Origin of the sequence: Legionella rowbothamii (assembly GCF_900639985.1) — a bacterium.
In the GTDB taxonomy this organism is placed as follows: Bacteria; Pseudomonadota; Gammaproteobacteria; order Legionellales; family Legionellaceae; genus Legionella; species Legionella rowbothamii.
Genome location: NZ_CAAAIM010000001.1, coordinates 1,072,736 through 1,091,595 on the forward strand (window position 1 = coordinate 1,072,736; position 18,860 = coordinate 1,091,595).

Below are 18,860 nucleotides of genomic sequence, written 5' to 3' on the forward strand. Positions count from 1 at the left end.
TTAGGCTATATTCCTTAGTGCTAATCCGCAAACTACCATCAATTCTGGAGCGTCACGATAAAGCGCATTCTTATCAACCCCTTTTCCAATGACCATATGAGAGAATGGGTTCGCGATAGTGGTCATAATTCCCGTGTGCTCCTGGACTAGACTTACTAACCCGAACGTCGAGGCCAAACCACCGCCTAATACAATATGCGCCACATTTGGCTCTTGACTCACCGAGTAAAAAAAATGCAGCGTATGATTTACTTGCACGGCAAGATATTCTTTAAGAGTCTCTATATCAGTAGGTAATTGCATACTAGCTACTTGTGTTTCTCGAGAGTAAATCAGTGCCATTTTCTGTAACACAAACACGTTGATGCCCTGCGCATTAAGCAGAATAACAGCCATTGTTTTATCAAGCACTCCGGCAGGTAAATCATGGCTCAATTGTTGTGTTGCTCGTACGACAGCATAAGAGGCAACATCCACACTATGTGCTTGCAAACCCGCTTTGTTTACCAAAGCAACCTGATTAATTACCTGTTCAGCACGTGAAGCAACCATGAGCACATCAACTAAAGAGGGATTTTTTATTGAAGGCCCAATAATTACGAAATCAAGATAGATTTCATTTATAGGATAAGGAATGTATTTATCCGCTTCGAGATAAACCAATTCCTCGATTTCAGTATCATTTAAATAAGCATTTATCGGGATTATTTTACTTATAATCGCCGCGTCAGGAAGCGCCAAAGCGACCTGCTTGTAATGAGGTGGCAACTGATGAGCCAGTCTTTTAATTATAATGGGGACTGCATCAATGGCTCCCAAAGCATTAGACGATAAGAGTTCGCGCCCATAACATTCGACGCAAAGTACTCCATCACCCTCGGACAGTGCCAACATAGTTATCGCTGTTGAGGTTATATCCAGTCCTATAATTAAATTACGCTTAGGTTGAACCATGTTATGCAGGCCTCGTATTCCATTGAGTAGCCTATGCATCACAAAAACTCCATAAATCTAGCCGCGAATAGTATCGTAACTTTATAACAAATTGAATATTTTTTTTTACGTCCCAAATATCTTGAACTCCAAGAAAACATTTAATATAGTGAAGAATCAATCTGTCAGGGAATTTCACATTTGTTTTATGGAGGAAGAGTTAGATGGCCCATTCATTAAATGACTTAATTACATCGCTTGCGACAATTTTAATTCGTTATCACGACAGCCAAAAAATCAATGTCTGTATTAAAGAAACCGAGCCTACAGCAGTGAAAAAAGCCTCTCGTGAATATGCAATAAAACTATTACAATTAGAAGATTTTGACCAGGAATTTGCAAAATTAAATGTAGAATGTACCAAACAATATGCAGACTTTAGGCGCATTGATTTACTTACATTTATCAAAGATGAAATAAAAACACTTAAAGAGGTATCTCTGCGCACCACTCCTTTTTTAGAAACAGATGATGAGTCAACAAATAGCGAATTTGATGAATATAAGAACAAAATAGCGATGTTGCTTATGGACTTTAAAGGCCTATTAATCACTCAGAAAGCATCAGTTTATGAAGCTCGCATCAAAAAATTCAATGATCCCATTGTAACTAAATTAGGTCTACATGGCATGATTGACTCTGTAGGCGTTACCAATATGTTTGGCATGCTAAAGAGTTCTCCTTTATGCAATTCAGGGGATCTTGTTAAAGTGGAGTTATTAGATAGATTTAATCTTACAGAGTCATCCACTTCGAGTGAAATCAGAATTGTTGCAGAACATATCTGTGAAGGGCATCAACATGCACTGATGGCGGCTCGCCATAAAGAATTACAAACGACCATACACGAGCTGAAAGAACAACATGGCCAAGAACGCGATCGTTTGGATGTGGAGCTGAAGCTTTTAGAGGAAAAACTTAGAGAAAAAGAAGAAAAGCTACAGCAATTACAAAACATCATTAATGAACTTGAACAAAAAATAGAAGTTGATGCGCAAGAACGTAAAATGCTAGAAGCTAAACTCAATGAAACAGAAGAAGCATTAAAAGAGGCCGAAGCTAGAATTTCTAAACAAAGCGCAGAAAATGAAAAATTGCAGCAGGAAGTAAAAGTACTTAGAGAGGAAAAAGTAAGGCAAGTTATTCCTAATGGTCTCATGCCATTCTATGGAAGACCTTCTTCACTGCTATTCTACCAAAACTTCAATAGAGCAATAAACGAAGATCAGGGTAAGCAACCAAGTACTACATCCTCCTCAACAGTGGATCTTTAATTAACTCAGGATGCATATCCCGTATTAACCATACGGGATGTCGTGGCTCCAATACCTTTATTATACTGCGCTAATAAGGGCTACGCCCTCTAAATAATCTAACCTAATTGCAAAATTCTGCTCTTTTTTGTACAAAACTCGCAATCTTATGAGGAATCACGGTATAATACGCCCCTAATTTCATTTTAAACAACATGACTCTATGAAAAAAATGGCATATTTCTGGCGTAAAGGTCTATGGGCGCTAATGAGCCTGTTTTTCCTTTTATTAGTTGCAGGTAGCTTCGTATACCTTTACCTAGAAAGCCAGCTCCCCAATGTAGACTCATTGAAAACAGTGCAATTGCAAGTTCCCTTGCAGATTTTCAGTAAAGAAGGTTTGTTGATTCAAGAGTATGGTGAGAAAAAACGTATTCCTGTAACTTATGAGGAAATACCACAAACATTAATCCATGCACTAGTTGCCACTGAAGATCAACGCTTTTTTGAACATCCTGGTGTTGACATCATGGGATTAGGTCGTGCCGCCGTACGTATGGTTCGCACAGGAACCAAGTCTCAAGGTGGTAGTACTATCACCATGCAGGTAGCACGGAATTTTTTCCTGTCGCGTAAAAAAACCTTTTTACGTAAATTCAATGAAATCATGTTGGCTATAAAAATAGACCGCGAACTAAGCAAAGAAAAAATCCTAGAGCTCTATTTGAACCGTATTTATTTAGGTAACCGTGCTTATGGCGTGGGAGCGGCAGCCATGGTTTATTATGGTAAGTCCCTAAAAGAACTTAATTTAGCTGAGCTGGCAATGCTAGCAGGACTTCCTCAGGCACCATCAACACAAAATCCTATCGCAAATCCACTCGCAGCTAAAAAACGTCGCGACCACGTATTAGAACGCCTTCGGGAAGAGAAATACATTACTGAAGAGCAATACCAAAATGCGATTAGCCAGCCAATCACAGCCAAATATCATGGCACTGACATTAAAGTCAGCGCGCCTTATGTTGCTGAAATGATTCGTCAATCCTTATACGATAACTTTGGTCCTGATGCCTATACTAAAGGCTACAAGGTGTACACGAGCATTGACGGTAATCTACAAAATACAGCAAATCAGGTTGTAGAAAAGAATTTGATCGCCTACGATCACCGCCATGGTTATCGCGGTCCCATTGCCACTATCGGTGAGCAAGACAGTAAATCATTAAGCGCTATCCAAAAGAATTTGGAAAAATACCCTGCGCTGAATCATTTGGTTCCAGCAGTAGTGACTGAGGTTCATGACCGTGCAGCAACCGTAACCTTACAAAATGGGCATACCGTAATTATTCCCTGGTCAGGTTTATCTTGGGCCAGGCCTGCACTTAAAAGTGGATGGATGGGGAAAACCCCAACTAAAGCCATGCAAGTTGTGGCAGTAGGTGACATAGTCTATGTACATTCCACCAAAGAACATTGGGAATTAGCACAAATACCTGAAGCTGAATCAGCTATGGTTGCCTTAAATCCTAACAATGGTGCTATTGAAGTATTGGTTGGTGGATTTAACTTCCAAAAAAGTAAATTTAACCGAGCCACTCAATCAAGTAGACAACCTGGCTCAAGCTTTAAGCCCTTTGTTTATGCAGCGGCATTAAATAACGGTTATAGCTTGGCTACCTTAATTAACGATGCGCCGATTGTTGTGGATGATCCAAGTCAGCCCAATTTATGGCGTCCTCATAATGTTAATTTAAAATTCAATGGGCCAACACGCTTAAAACAAGCTTTAGTTCAATCGAAAAACCTAGTATCAATTCGTATTCTGGATGATATTGGTATTAATTATTCTATCGACTTCCTGGCTCGTTTTGGCTTTAACAAGAAAACCTTGCCAAGAGGCTTGTCTCTTGCCTTAGGAAGCTTATCAATTAGTCCTATGGACTTAACCGCTGCCTATGCCGTATTTGCTAATGGTGGTTATAAAGTAGAACCTTATCTAATCGATCACATCACCGATAAAGATGGTAAAGTTTTGCTGCAAGCGAAGCCTTCTGTTGCCTGCTCCCAGTGCGATATGAGTGTTGATCATTCAGCCTTAGCGCCAAGGGTAATTCCTGCAGACATTGCTTATCTAATGACTTCCGCCTTAAAAGATGTAATTCAGCACGGTACAGCAAGAGCAGCAAGAGTACTTAATCGTCAAGATATTGCCGGTAAAACTGGAACAACAAACGATCAAGTAGATGCTTGGTTTGCTGGATTTAATGGTGATTTAGTTGTTACTTCATGGATAGGTTTTGATAATCCAAAATCATTGCATGAATACGCAGCAAATCTTGCCCTCCCCTTGTGGATTGACTTCATGAAAGTAGCATTGAAAGATAAGCCTGAGCATGACATGAAGCAACCTGAAGATGTAGTTGCAGTACGTATTGACCCAAGTAGTGGTTTATTGGCTAGACCTAATCAGCCCAATGGGATTATTGAATATTTCCGTCAAAAAGAAATTCCAGCAGAGGAAGATCCAGCATTGGTTTATAACGCTAGCAATGATCAAGGACAAATGGCACCAGTAGAAGAAAGTTTGTTTTAGGAGGTGGTCCAAAGGTTCAATGGCGCTTACTTAAGGAAAAAATTATAGCGTAAGGGGTAAGCTGGGCTGAAAAGTCCAGCAAACACAGTTTGTGCCACACCCAATGCTGGGCCTAAGAGCCCAGCCAACATCAAGCAGCCTACCGCTCAACCTTAAATAAGTACATGAGGCTAACGCCCAACCGACGAGCCCTGGCAAAATTTCTTGACAGCTCCTCTCTCCCTCATAGAAGTAAAAAGCACGGCACATAATGCTCCAAAAACGAACCCACTGAACATAAATAAGCAAATCAGAGAAATTCAACTATACTCACTCTGAGGATATAACAATCTACTAAAGGAGCAATTCTATGTTCATGTCCCATATGAAAAAAGTTGTCTTAGGCCTAGTTATTATCAGTTTTACCTCTACCAGCTTTGCAGCTTGGGTCAAGAATAGAAATCATGTGAATTGTGTGGGCAATACATGCCACAAAACATCAGTTCATAAAGCCTGCTATCATGGTAATTGTAAAGTAGTAAGGCATAGTGGTACTTGGCATAGATAAGATAAATGCAGTCTGGATTAATATCCAGGCTGCGGATTCTAGTAAATTCATTAACTCCCTCATAAACACCCCCGCTTCTCCACGATCTGTTCTATATTTATACAGGAGGGACTATGTATGACATATAGATCTACTTTGTAGTAGCTATCATCTTTTATAACAAACGTGAACAATTCAACGGGAATATTCAAGAAGAGTCCCTGTGTGAATCCATTATAAATCACTTGCAAGACAAATATCCTGGAGCAAAAATAAAGATTTTGATAAAAAAGGGGGGGCATTCAAATGGGCTGTGTCGCTAAGATGAAGATTATACGCCTTCCATTAGATCCTACGTCAAGACGTTTTCAAATGGCTATCGTGCCGGGATAATTATAAGTATGCAAATCCTTTAGCAAAACCTGATTTAAAAGAACTACTTGCTTATAAAGTTTTAGAGCATATGGGCTATGGAGCAAAATGTGTATTTATAAAAACTAATTCTTAATAGCCTAAAATTATACTTTAACTTGCTTGGGTTATTTTTGATCAGTTCATTAAATTTACATATCATTTACAACCCGGTTAAATAGGTATTATTATGTTGATAATCTTGAAAGGAATCTCAATTAGCGATGATTACACTACATAATGTTTACAAATCATTTGATGACAATGTATCTTATGCAGTTAAAAACATTAACTTAACGGTTGCTGATGGTGAAACTTTAGTACTTTTAGGTTCTTCAGGTAGTGGAAAATCAACATTACTGCAATTAATAAATAATACATTGACACCTAGTGCAGGCAGGATAGAAATTGATGGAAAATTAATCAGCGATTATCCACAAGTTCAGTTAAGACGCTCAATGGGATTTGTTTTTCAGCATATCGGCTTATTTCCTCATATGACAGTAGCCCAAAATGTAGCCATTCTCATGCGCTTAATGAACATCAAAAAGAGAAAACGAATTAGTCGTGTTCATCAATTATTAGAGTTAGTTAATTTAGACCCTAAGCACTATGTTAATCGTTATCCTGATGAGTTATCAGGTGGTGAACAACAGCGCGTTGGTGTTGCTCGAGCCTTAGCAACCAATCCTAACTACATATTCATGGATGAGCCTTTTGCAGCCCTGGATGCAATTACCCGTGAGGCGTTACAAAACGAAATCATCACGTTAAAGAAAAAAATTAATAAGACCATTATTTTTGTTACTCATGATATTAATGAAGCCTTTCGTTTGGCGGACAAAGTTGCCATTATGCATCAAGGCAGTCTGGAGCAAATCGGCTCGAAAGAGACTGTATTCACTCAACCTGCTACCGATTTTGTGAAGCAATTACTGAATAAAACCAGTTATGGATAATTATTGGGATGTAGTAAAAACACATTTACCTGAGCTCTATACTAAATTAATTGAGCATATCTCCATATCTCTTTCAGCCATGCTCATAGCGGTTGTGCTTGGCCTGGGTTTAGGGTTGCTTATTAATCGCTTACCCAAATTAAGAACACCTGTTCTCGCCCTAACCAATATATTTCAGACTATACCAAGTATTGCGTTACTCGGTTTTTTGATTCCTTTTGTAGGAATCGGATTGGCTCCTACATTAATCGTATTGGTTGTCTATGCATTATTACCAATTACCAGTACTACCTATGCAGGATTAAAAGAGGTTCCAGCCAACTACCTGCATGTCGCCGATAGCATGGGCTTTACCCGTTGGCAACGCTTATATCTTGTTGAGCTCCCCCTCGCCCTTCCGGTAATAATGACAGGCATTAGAACATCCATGGTGATGGTCATAGGGATTACTACCATTGCCGCCTTTATCGGTGCGGGAGGCCTAGGCGATTTTATTACTCAAGGTTTATCCTTAAATGATCCTAAACTGATTTTATTAGGCGCAATTCCAGTGGCCTTACTTGCATTGAATGTCGACTATGTCATGGCAACCTTTACTGTTTTAGTATCAGGTCGGCGTCGTTTAACACTGCGCTTTAAAAAAACGAAACTAATTTTGGTAAGCCTCATAATAGGAACATTATTTTTCATTGCCACCCAGCCGCTAATTCCTTCACCCAATAACAAAAAAGTTATTGTGATTGGCTCTAAAGACTTTACAGAGCAATACCTATTAGGTCACTTGATGGCGGAATTATTAGAAATAAAAACTGATTTGCACGTAGTAAGAAAATTTAATCTTGGAACCACAACAATATTACATAACGCTTTATTAACAGGGCAAATTGATCTCTATCCAGAATATACAGGTACCGCATATCGTGTAGTGCTTAAAAAAAATGGCCAACTTAATTCCCCACAACTCTACGATTATATACGCGCCGCATACAAAAGAGACTATGACCTGATTTGGCTGCCACCTTTTGGATTTGAAAACGCCGAAACATTAGCCGTCAAAAAAGAGTTTGCCCTAAAGCATCATTTGGTCAATTTAAGTGACTTAAGTCAAATAGCCAATACATTGACGCTTGCCGTTCCGGCTGAATTCTTAAAACGTTCCGATGGATTGCCCGGTCTGCGCCAAACTTATGATTTTCATTTTCAGAAAATCATTCAGATGCAACCTAATCTAGTTTATCAGGCCATTAAAAATAACGCGGTACAAGTAATTGAGGCCTTTACAACTGATGGAAAAATAGCTGAGTTTCATCTGAACATCTTACGGGATGATAAGCATTTTTATCCGCCGTATGATGCTGCTCCCGTAATTCGCAATTTCACTCTTCAGAACAATCCTCAAATTGCCGCAGTATTAGCTCCATTATTGGGAGCTCTTGATAATAAAACCATGCAATATTTAAATTATCTCATTGATGTAAAAAAAATCCCCCCACAAAAAGTTGCGCATGACTTTTTAGCGAGCCGAAAACTTATTTAGAATTTTGGAGCCTTAAATACGAGGTCATGCGCTGAGTAGGGGCAGGTCAGACATTCGATATTCAATTTTAACTTCTTACCGATTCACAAATTAATAGCAGCAGCCAAATTACATCATATGCGTTACACTTAATAATTTTTTGGAGCGAATTAAACATGTACCAAAATAAATGCACACCTCTCCATCAAAAGGAAACCTATAGCTATCAAAGTGCACAAGAAAAAATAGCTACGTTGCAAAATCAAGGGTACCAATTGGTTGGCAATTTACCCGAACAAGGAGAACCTTGGGGAACACTGAAAAGTGCTTTTTTCCTATTTATAAAAGGCAACCAATATTATCAATACCAAGGGAAATCACTCTTATCAGATCGTCCTTCCAACATTGGTTTTGAGGCGGCTCAGGTACCTACGGCTAAGGGCTTGAGCAAAATAATAACCGAAGATTACATTTATATAATTTGTCCCCATAAAGCATTAAATAATGAGCAGAACTCCCAAAAGGTCACTTTATTACTGCGAAAAAATGCCTCTCTTTCTGGACATGACTTTTTAATCTCTCCTTATAAACAATACGCTCAAGCTGATAAAATTGTTGGTGGGGAAGTTTATTATCGCAATGGAGAGCTACTATTAATTAATCGAAAATCAGGAAGTTTTCCTACAAACGAAGAAAAAGCCTTAGCCTCAATTAGTACAATTTTTGGGCCCAGAGGGCGAGCTGCTTATTATTCTTCAGTAGAGCTAAAACAAACTCAAGAAGAATTAAGAAAAAGAAGTATGACAACAACGTCTCCAGCAGCTATCGTCTCCGAATGCCCACCTTCTCCCTATTACCAAAATAAGAGCAGGAGTTTATTCCAATCCTCGGAAATGCCCCCTATTGCTCGCCGAGTATGGGAAGAAAATACAGCCAAGCCCACCGTCTCCGTATTAAACCCCTCGCCCTCAATAGCCCCCCTTAGCGCGGAGGCGCCTCCCTCCTCGCCAATATTATTAGATCACAATAATATCTCTCAGCATCGTTTTTTTAATACAAAACCCTCTGACACCACCGATTGCCTCCCTCGGTGCGCTAAGCCTTGTGTGATACTTTAGCAATTTATTACCGGACATCGATAAATAGCTTCGGAGTAGGCCTTGAATCATGAATTACAACCAGTTCACGGGCCTACTCTAATGTTTATCAAAATAAATCATTTGATTAATTCCTACTCGAACATTTATTATTTCTGCTTTCAATTAATTAGGCGCCAATAAAACTTATGGTACATATTGTTCTTTACCAGCCCGAAATCCCTCCCAATACAGGAAATATTATTCGCTTATGCGCCAATACTGGGGCCAAATTACATTTAATTCACCCTCTCGGTTTCTCACTAGAGGAAAAAGCTTTAAGACGTGCAGGGTTGGACTATCATGAATGGGCCTCGATTACCCAATATGCACACTGGGAGGCATTTATTCGGCAACATCAAAATAAAACTATTTATGGCCTTAGCACTCGTGCAAATACCTGTTATACCACCGTTCAATATGAACCCGAGGATATGCTTTTATTTGGACCTGAATCCCGAGGCTTACCTGAAGAAATATTGGATCAATATAAATCACTTTACATTCCCATGCGAGAGAACAATCGAAGTTTAAATCTCTCCAATGCTGCGGCTATTGTTTTATATGAGGCGTGGAGGCAATTAGATTTTAAGTAAGTGACTGCCTAAATAATTGGCTGGATTTACCAACCCATAACCGTCAAGCGTAGGTATTCGTCTCAAAAACCTCTATTGTTTTTTTAATACCGAATTCCCGCAGCTTGACGGCTTAACATGCACATCCTTAAGATATGATTTTAGAGGTCAATCAAATAACTCAAATTAATACCCCATTTTAACAAAAGTGCAATACAAGTTTTTCTTTTACAAGGATTGACAGTGCTTAACACGTTGTTGTTTGTCTGCACTAAAAATGCAAAGGCTCAAGAAGCTCAATCTTCTGTAGAATCCCAACGCTATAAAAATGAAGATTTGTGCAATAATTGAGAGATATCTTACAAAAGTTTAAGCATATTTGATGATGCTTTTTTTATCTGCGTGTTCTAAACTTATAGAGTGAAAAGAGACAATGGATGTCGGTACAGGGAGTATCAACACCTCAGGGACGCGAGGTGGCGCCACAAGGATGTGGCATATCTTTTCCCCTTATCATATCACGTTTACCCTGCTTGACAAAATTCCAAGAGAGAACCAAAGTTAAGATGTCTTATCTAAGATATTTTTATCTATTGGGAATTTACAGTTTAATAAGGATTTGTCATGAGAAAAAGTCTAATCTGTATCTTGTTATTGCTAATTACTTATCAGGTAAGTGCAAAGAACTCTAATTACACTGTATGTAAAAATAAATTTGCATTATGCACTACTGCCTTGTGTGATCCAATACCAGGAAAAAAAGGTTGGGTTTCTTGTCATTGTAGCGTTCAAAAAGGATATTCGGCTGGTACAGAATCCTGTTCAAGCTTAGAAAAAAGCACCAAAGGATCCCTGATTAAATCACGTTATTATCCGATTAAATCCTATGCCATTTGTAAAAATGATCGCCCGTGGGCTTGGTGCTTGGATAGTCCTTGTAAGATTAATAAAAGCGAGCCAAATAAAGCTACTTGTCTTTGCTCGCTTGTCAAAAATAAAGGTGATTATGTTATTGTGACCGATGCATATAATGACACAACCTGTACCACCGGGGTCCATTCATCGGCAACCATTAAAGGGGCAGAAGAGGTTCGTGATTTCTTAAAAACAAATGAAGACCTACAACCTTTTGATATTAAAATACTAAATTAGTATACATGCATTTCATCATTGCCAACCAGTGAACTAATTTAGGACAAAGTGTCGTTAGAGCACCTCCTAGATTGCTTGACTGTGTTCGCAACGGAGGCGTTTTTTCCCTCATTCTGGTTTATACTACTTATTTATGATTTCAATCATACACTATGAATAAGCCCCAGCAGAATTCTAATGAGACCAGTATTCTCTCCCAAACAGCCGCTCTATTCAAAGAGTCATGGCAACTTACTAATGGAATTAAATTACTTTTTTTTGCCCTGGGTATTTTACTCCCCATTGGGATTGCTCTTCTCTACTTTCTCCCTATTATATTCCTTTCCAGCACGTTATTTTCCTTAGCTGATATTGCTACGGCGACCATTTCCACACTCCTCAGCTTTTTTATTGCATTCATTTTATTAAATTATTCGCTTTTTACTATAAGTAACCTAATGATAATACTCGGAATTAGACGTGCTATTGGTCTAGCTCCCAAATTAACCACAATATGCCTGCAATACCTTCGTCATTCAGGGCGTATTTTGCTTATTTTTTTCATTCTGTTATTCATTGAATATAGTGGCGAGCTGCTTAATCTCTTTTTTCCCGGGAGAAAAGTATCAATTCCCCTAGTCGGAACCACAATTTATTCTGTTCTTTGTTTCGCTGTTCAGGGATTCACTATCCCCTTGATTATTACCAAACGATACGGCGTATTCGCTGCATTAAAACAGACTGGCTCTATTTTATATAACAATGGACTAATCCTCATTGTTTGCTTGCTGCTTATGGGAATAATCCTAACGATTAGCGCCATACCATTAGGTATTGGTCTTTTTTGGACTCTGCCTATGGCAATGATACTGATGGGAATTTTGTTTAGAAATACCACAGGGCTGATGAAACGGAACTAGCCTTTTAGCAAATTTATCCACCTTCATGTACTAGGACCTAAAATATTCCATAAATACAAAATGAATTAATATTGACCATTAATGGAATTTTGTTATACTCCTGGTTTCTAAAATATCCACATAAGAGGACTTATGAACTATCATGATGAATTTACTCAATTAACCAAGAATGGATTGCTACCTGACAGTAATTACCTTTCTTCTCAACGATTTACCACCCAGTTTCCTAGTAGCGTAGAGTTTTGGTCTCACATTGGTATCTCATGCGGATTACCTCTTGTAAATGGTTTGGCGACTTGTTATTACACCGCTCGTGCGGTGTGGGCGGTAATGCGTGCCGTAGGTAACTTATTAATTTTAAAACCTCGGTATATGGCAGATGCCCTCGATGATGTGGGTAGTAATATTACTCTAGGTCTTTGTGTGGGAGTAATGGCACCAATTCATGCGTTAACTCATTTAGTTGAACTCCTTACTCGACTCCTTGCCTCATGGTTAGTTGGTGAAGAGCCTCGTGAAGATTTAAGCAAACATGGATTAATCGGCAAGTTATCTAAAGAAATTAATAAGCACCCGACTACACTTCCCTCCGCAGCTTATTTCAAAGGCACAAGATTTTTCGCTCCCTATGAAGATGCTGTGGACCTTATAAGCCAGTTTTTTTCTCCTATATCAATTACGTTAGAAAGCAGCTTTGGTTCATTAGTTGAAGCAGTTAAAGGAGTGGGGGCAGCAATTGATTTAATTACTAATATAACTATATGCAAGCCAAGACATGCACTGGAAGATGTCCGTGATTTAGGTGTGCACTTTAGCTTATCTCTGGGCCTTGCTATTATGACTCCCATCAATGCCATGGCTGAAAGTTTAGCCTTTATTACTCGACTATTATCTACTTGGGTTCAGGCATGTGGTGCTAATGAGCAAGAAGATAATTATCAACGCATGACTATACATTAATCGGCGTTTATGTTGATGTAGGCTGGGCGGCCATTAGCTGCAAAGCCCAACCTACATATGACACTGCACACCCTACTCTTTGGGTGGAGTGGGCGATGTTTTAAATGGACTCAATGAGCTATCTTCTGGACCTGTCATTTCACTCATGAGAGAGGGCTCTACGCTCATACGTTGTGTTCTTTCCGATATAGCAGAATTAAATTGTTGTAATCCACTGATTAAATCATTTTGCTGCTTACTTCCAAATCCACTTTGTTGAATATCACTCTGAATATGTGCCTTGATATTATTTGCACTGCCCTCATAAAGAGTACCGGAGCCTGTGGAAAACATATAATGATCTATTGTTTTAAAAGCTACATCACCATCTATACCATAGGACATACCCATGCCACCACAGCAAAATTGTGTGCAGTTTTTTGCCTCTTGATCATAAAATTCTTTTTTCTGCTTTTCGAAAAACGATAAAACGGGCGGGAACGCATTTAAAAAAAGCTTTCGTTCACTGTTTGGCGCCTCATCCTTTAAATAAGCATCTTTATACCGGTCAATAAAAGGAGAGTTCTGCGTCCCAGGAACTAAATTTTGAAAAAAAATTAACTGCTGATCATCTAATTTATTTGGGCTCATTTTTTTCCTACCTGCAATCAATTACTAATGAGTATAGATCAAAATATTGATTATCTAATTCAAGCGATACGAGCTACTTTGTCCATGGTCTTTATTATCTCCAGTTAATAACGGTGCTAAAAATCCATATTGATGCAAACCCGCTGTGGAGCGCAATGGCTGATGTTCGATGACTTGACCGTAACATGAACTTAAAATAAGTTGCCCTTTATCATTAAAGATAGAAAAATTATTAGTATTTGATAAGTTTTTTATCGCCTCATTTGATAAGGAAGCCATTCTAGGATTAGTAATCAGGGCCGCATGCAAGAAATCCATCTTCTGTTCTACTATTGCCAGGGGCATCGCTTCAAAGTATTTTTGTACACAACGAGATAATGAAGCAGCACTGCCAGCAAGTATTTTTACTAAACCTTTTTCCCCCGTAGGCAAAATTCCCTCTTTCATTAGAAAATCACCTGTTCCATTGGTCAAATAAAAACTAGACTTCTCTTGGCAAATATCCAACGTGCCTAGTTTATATAATCCATTTTTACACCCTGTGGGGCCTAAAGCATCCGTTACGAGAATAATCTTATTTTTAATCGTATTGTGAATAAGGGAAATAAAAGAGGCCGATAAATGCACCCCATCAGTAATTAACTCAACACCTGGCGGACAGCGTTCGGGATTGTTAAGTACCCATTGCACCAGATGACTTTTAACATCATGAATACTAAGCTCACGTATATCTCGACTGCACGATTCTTGGCATGCATTGCCGAGATGGGTAAATCCACAAGCCCCCGCATCAATGGCACGTTCAATAGCGTCCATGCTTTCCGGATTACAATGGCCAATAAAAACTTTTACAAAAATACCTTCTTGCTCAAGCTCCTTGCTTTGTTTAATAAACTCTTCCGCCCCCAATAAGTCAGGAGCAATGGTTATTTTCCAGTGTTTGATATTTGGTGCCACCCCGATAATATCTCTAAATTTGCTTATAGAAATGCTCTCTTGTAATGCTTCCTCAGCATGAGCTCCTTTGCAATGTTTAGAGATAAATGGGCCTTCCAGATGCACCCCAAGAATTTGAGTCCAACCCGGAATAGGATTTTGCTCCTGTTTCTGAATAAATTTATTAATTTTTATCAATGCTTTTTTTAAGGGAGCAATAGGCATTGAGACGAAGGTTGCTAAGGCATAAGCAAGTCCCGTTGCTCCTAGCGCCTTAACGATGTGTTCTACTCGCTCATCATCACCCTCATCAGCTAAATCAGCAAAATCTATGCCGCCCTGCCCATGAACATGGGAATCTAACATCCCTGGCATTAAGAAATAGCCACCCTTCGCGTCAATAATATCGGCATCTTGAAGCTGAGTTAAATCGGTATCGAGATTAAAAACAATCTGCTCTCCCCTATTGGTAATCAGCACATGCTTTAACTCTTTAATTCCAACAGGATTATAAACGTATATGTTTTTAATTAGCATTGAGTGAACTCCCATAACATCCCTATAAAAAGTTAGTTCATCCCCAAGCATGTATCTTGCATTGGCACATCGACTTGTTTTATTCGACCTGGACTTATTGGTTTATCAAAAAAGCCACTTCCCTGTTGTCTTGATGCTGCCTGCTCTTTTTGCTCGAGCAATAAACATACCACTTGCTCTAAGCGTAGTACCATTTTATATATATCTGCAAATCGAGTATATCCATAATGTGCCGTGACGCGGATATTATTGGGAGGACGTACGTCAACTTCAAATCGTCCTAAATCACTGGTTTGTTTCAATAAAGTTTCGACTTGTCTCACATCCTCAATGCCATGGAGACGAAAGACTAGCATAGCCCCACGCTGTGGAGGCTCTTCAGGAGTAATCCATTCCATCTGCTCCCCCATGTGCTGTTGCAATACCCTACGCATATAGCGAGTAAGACATTCTGATTTAGCATAAAGTTTATCCCAACCTATCTGACTCATCACTTTGATGTAGGTTTTCACCGGAGCAAGATCTACTGGAGAAGGATTGCTGCAACGAAATGCCCATGCGCCTTTTGACATCATAATTTGCGAATCATAACCATCAATAACACCAAAAACTTTTTCTGAAGCAGCGGCTTTCCATCCTTGAATCGGTGGGTATTTTTCTAAGTCTATTTCCCTAGTTACATAAATGCCAAAACCACTACCGGCAGAACCACAGATATGTTTGTAGCTACAGCCTACTGCATAAGTAATAGGTAGGTCGCGTAGCATTAATGCCCTATTCCCACCAGTATGCGCTAAATCCAAACCAACAATAATCTGATTTTGTTCGATAAGCTCTTTTAGCTCAGTGAAGATGCGCTTTAGATCAAGACGTTGCCCAGTACTAAAAACCACGTCAGATAAATGGATAATTTGAATTTGTTCCGCATTCTTTTTGATAAAGGAAATAATTGCATCTTCAGAATAAAGCCCTTTTTCTTCAGGAAGTACTTTTAAGGTAAGCTGTTCAGGCTTAGGGATAGACGAATTAGTGAAAACGCCAAAATTTTTTGCCTGTTGTATTCCTCTTTTTAAGACGGATTCAATAATCGCCTGATCCGAAAAAAACTCCTTTCCTAAATGACAAATTGCTGTTTTTCCTGACTGCCAATCAGTTAAAGTGGGCCGGTAAAATGTATCCAACAACCGACCGAGATTAGTCGACAAACCTTCTTGGGTATATAGGAACTCATAAGGCTCTGAAAAACCTAACATGTCTTGCATGGCAGAAATAGCATCTTGCTCAATATCACAGTCAAACCAATTTCCACTTTTTTCTTTAGTTTCAGAAAAATGTCCTTCGTGTAACTGCTTTGCTTGTAATTGATGTATGCGTTCGATTTCATCAACCGCAGGCTTAAATACTGGCCCTAAAGAATGACCTGCAAAAGGAATCAAATCATCATAGGAAAATAATTCTTGCGTACTTTTTAGCGGGTCAATTTCATCCAAATAAGTAGCATACTCGAGGGAAAAACCTTGGGGATTTTCTAAAAGTAAGCGGATAAATTCATCAGGGTTAGTAATCATAGCCTGTATTAATTCATTCATAATTCCCTCTATAAATAGTTTGATTTGATGCGGGTTAAATCTAGTTGCGGATTGTAAAACACTTCCTCCAAATCGAACAGGATCTGCATAAAATTAAGCGCTATAAACAAAAAAAATTATGCTAAAATGCGCGCACTAAGATTTCAGGTAGATTAACGTGACCTATCGTCCAGATATTGATGGATTAAGAGCAATTGCAATTTTGTTTGTATTATTATTCCATAGTGGTCTTAAATTAGTTCCTTCGGGGTTTGTGGGAGTTGATATATTTTTTGTCATTTCGGGATTTTTAATTACTACTATTCTGCATAACTCTTTGCAAAAAAATCGTTTTTCGTTCATCGAATTTTATAGTCGAAGGTTATGGCGGTTACAGCCCCTACTCATTTGTTTAATTCTTACTACCATCTGCGCCACTTATCTTTTCTATTTACCTGAAGATTTCGTAAATTATTTCAAAAGTGCTCGGAAAACCACACTTTTTACTTCCAATGTTTTTTTTGAAAAAGCAACTAAAGGGTATTTTTCAGCTAAAGCGAATGAATTACCTTTGTTACATACTTGGTCATTATCTATAGAATGGCAATGCTATTTGATCCTGCCTGTTATCATGTATGCATTATATCGTATTTTTCCCCCTCGACAGCTTAGCAAGATCATCTACGTACTCACTCTATTCTTTTTGGCCCTTGCTTTATACTATTCAGCAAAGGAACCTAGCAAAACCTATTACTATTTATCTAGCCGAATCTTTGAGTTTTTAATCGGCTCATGCGTTGCTTTTAGCTCAAATCGAATGATTTTGAACAAATATGTTTCTGAAGTGATTAGCTTCGCTGCACTTTTGGCAATATTTTACATAGCAACACGCGGTAACATTAGCTGGGGCTTTCCGAATAGTTATGCATTTATTTTATGTGCTGCAGTCAGTATCCTAATCGCCGCAGGTAAAAATAACCCGCAATCTCTTCTTACTCAATTACTTTCCATAAAACCTTTAGTATTTATCGGCTTAATTTCTTATTCCCTATATGTTTGGCATTGGCCTGTATTCGTGTTACTGCATTATTTGGGAATAGCTGGAACGGCGCCGGTTTTCGTCTTAGCCTTTAGCTTTATTTTTATTATTTCCTTTTTATCCTGGAAGTTTATTGAGAAACCGGCCCAAAAGTTTAACACGCTTAAATTCGGTTATAGTCTGGTTATTCTATTCATAACCCCGCTTGCATTAATTTATATCGGGAGCTCTTTAGTTAAACACCATGAGGGCTATCCTCAGCGTTTTGAAGAAACAGCTCGAATCGCAAGCCAACTTAAACGCTACAATTACCCACAAAGACCATTATGTCTTGGCGAAAAAAACGTGGCAATCAATGCCAATTGTGTTCTCGGGGCGCACCATTCCCACAAAACCGGTTTTTTGTTTGGAGATTCTCATGCAAATCATTTCTGGGGATTTATAGATGAACTTGCCCAAAAAGCTAATATATCAGTCATCTCTCATGCAACTTCAGCATGTCTTTCATTACCTGGAATACGTCAATATGACTGGAATGCCCAAGACTATACTGCCTGCTATGAACAAACTCAACGCTACTATACAATGATCAAGAAAAATCATTACGATTTTGTGATCTTAGGCCAAAATTGGGATGATTATTTAGGGAACATATTAATTCCTAATGAATCTACTGCAATGGTAAAAAAACGCATTGAAGGGGCATTAGCTGAAGCGTTGCAAATTATTATTGATTCGGGAGCAAAGCCCATTTTAATTAAATCCATTGTAACAAATAATTCGTATCATTGTTTTCTACATCACCTAAAAACACGTACAAAGTATGACCCAAAACAATGTGAGTTTGATATCAATTCGAAGAAGTTGGAGTGGCAAGATGAACTATTTTCGCGCCTGCAAAATAAATATTCTCAGTTAATCATTATCGACCCAGTAAAAGTACAATGCCCGCAGGGCCGATGTAAAGCCGAGATAAATGGCATACCGTTGCTTCGTGATAGAGGGCATTTAAGCGATTACGCGTCCTATCATTTAGCAACCAGCTATCTAAAACATTATAACAATCCTTTAACCACATAAATCCATTTAAAACTAAGTCATCTTCTCTGAGTTCGGCATGGCATAGCATGCCAAAATCTTGTTGCAACCTTATTTTTGCTCTAAAATAAACCAA

Annotated in this window: 14 protein-coding genes; 10 read left to right on the forward strand and 4 right to left on the reverse strand. The window is 38.6% G+C overall.

Going from position 1 to position 18,860, the window contains the following annotated elements:
• Complete coding sequence (gene pilM / locus E1P08_RS04525; RefSeq protein WP_207387336.1) at nucleotides 1-993, reverse strand: type IV pilus assembly protein PilM; 993 nt, start codon at nucleotides 991-993, stop codon at nucleotides 1-3.
• A gap of 164 nt (nucleotides 994-1,157) precedes the next feature.
• Between pilM and E1P08_RS04530 the strand changes: the two genes are divergently transcribed.
• The 9 genes from E1P08_RS04530 (at nucleotide 1,158) to E1P08_RS04570 (ending at nucleotide 12,976) form a co-directional block, all read left to right on the forward strand.
• Entirely contained in the window at nucleotides 1,158-2,267 is a 1,110-nt protein-coding gene (locus E1P08_RS04530; protein WP_133135797.1) for an AAA family ATPase, read from the forward strand.
• Between the two features lie 202 nt (nucleotides 2,268-2,469).
• A complete protein-coding gene (locus tag E1P08_RS04535) occupies nucleotides 2,470-4,842 on the forward strand; it encodes a penicillin-binding protein 1A (protein WP_133135798.1) in 2,373 nt (790 codons plus the stop codon).
• Between the two features lie 1,161 nt (nucleotides 4,843-6,003).
• Complete coding sequence (locus tag E1P08_RS04540) at nucleotides 6,004-6,738, forward strand: ATP-binding cassette domain-containing protein (RefSeq protein ID WP_133135799.1); 735 nt, start codon at nucleotides 6,004-6,006, stop codon at nucleotides 6,736-6,738.
• Nucleotides 6,731-8,275 (forward strand): glycine betaine ABC transporter substrate-binding protein, encoded by a 1,545-nt coding sequence (locus E1P08_RS04545; protein ID WP_133135800.1) that lies wholly within the window; start codon nucleotides 6,731-6,733, stop codon nucleotides 8,273-8,275. The genes E1P08_RS04540 and E1P08_RS04545 overlap by 8 nt, the downstream gene beginning before the upstream one ends.
• A gap of 155 nt (nucleotides 8,276-8,430) precedes the next feature.
• Nucleotides 8,431-9,372: a hypothetical protein gene (locus tag E1P08_RS04550; protein WP_133135801.1), complete on the forward strand. Its 942-nt coding sequence runs from the start codon at nucleotides 8,431-8,433 to the stop codon at nucleotides 9,370-9,372.
• A gap of 167 nt (nucleotides 9,373-9,539) precedes the next feature.
• Nucleotides 9,540-9,986, forward strand: a complete 447-nt coding sequence (gene trmL / locus E1P08_RS04555) for a tRNA (uridine(34)/cytosine(34)/5-carboxymethylaminomethyluridine(34)-2'-O)-methyltransferase TrmL (RefSeq protein ID WP_133135802.1) — start codon at nucleotides 9,540-9,542, stop codon at nucleotides 9,984-9,986.
• A 603-nt stretch (nucleotides 9,987-10,589) separates the two neighbouring features.
• Nucleotides 10,590-11,117, forward strand: a complete 528-nt coding sequence (locus E1P08_RS04560; RefSeq protein WP_133135803.1) for a hypothetical protein — start codon at nucleotides 10,590-10,592, stop codon at nucleotides 11,115-11,117.
• A 152-nt stretch (nucleotides 11,118-11,269) separates the two neighbouring features.
• Nucleotides 11,270-12,016: a hypothetical protein gene (locus tag E1P08_RS04565; protein ID WP_133135804.1), complete on the forward strand. Its 747-nt coding sequence runs from the start codon at nucleotides 11,270-11,272 to the stop codon at nucleotides 12,014-12,016.
• A 132-nt stretch (nucleotides 12,017-12,148) separates the two neighbouring features.
• A complete protein-coding gene (locus tag E1P08_RS04570) occupies nucleotides 12,149-12,976 on the forward strand; it encodes a type IV secretion protein Dot (protein ID WP_133135805.1) in 828 nt (275 codons plus the stop codon).
• Between the two features lie 72 nt (nucleotides 12,977-13,048).
• Here the strand turns inward: E1P08_RS04570 and E1P08_RS04575 are convergent, their stop codons facing one another.
• Genes E1P08_RS04575 through E1P08_RS04585 form a run of 3 tightly spaced genes read right to left on the reverse strand, consistent with a single transcriptional unit; the run spans nucleotide 13,049 to nucleotide 16,668 of the window.
• Complete coding sequence (locus tag E1P08_RS04575; protein ID WP_133135806.1) at nucleotides 13,049-13,606, reverse strand: hypothetical protein; 558 nt, start codon at nucleotides 13,604-13,606, stop codon at nucleotides 13,049-13,051.
• 54 nt (nucleotides 13,607-13,660) lie between these two features.
• Nucleotides 13,661-15,079: an N-acetylglucosamine-6-phosphate deacetylase gene (locus E1P08_RS04580; RefSeq protein ID WP_133135807.1), complete on the reverse strand. Its 1,419-nt coding sequence runs from the start codon at nucleotides 15,077-15,079 to the stop codon at nucleotides 13,661-13,663.
• Between the two features lie 32 nt (nucleotides 15,080-15,111).
• On the reverse strand, nucleotides 15,112-16,668 hold the full coding sequence (locus E1P08_RS04585) for an aminotransferase class V-fold PLP-dependent enzyme (protein ID WP_133135808.1): 1,557 nt from the start codon (nucleotides 16,666-16,668) through the stop codon (nucleotides 15,112-15,114).
• A gap of 157 nt (nucleotides 16,669-16,825) precedes the next feature.
• Between E1P08_RS04585 and E1P08_RS04590 the strand changes: the two genes are divergently transcribed.
• Complete coding sequence (locus tag E1P08_RS04590; protein WP_133135809.1) at nucleotides 16,826-18,766, forward strand: acyltransferase family protein; 1,941 nt, start codon at nucleotides 16,826-16,828, stop codon at nucleotides 18,764-18,766.
• Nucleotides 18,767-18,860 lie beyond the last annotated feature (94 nt).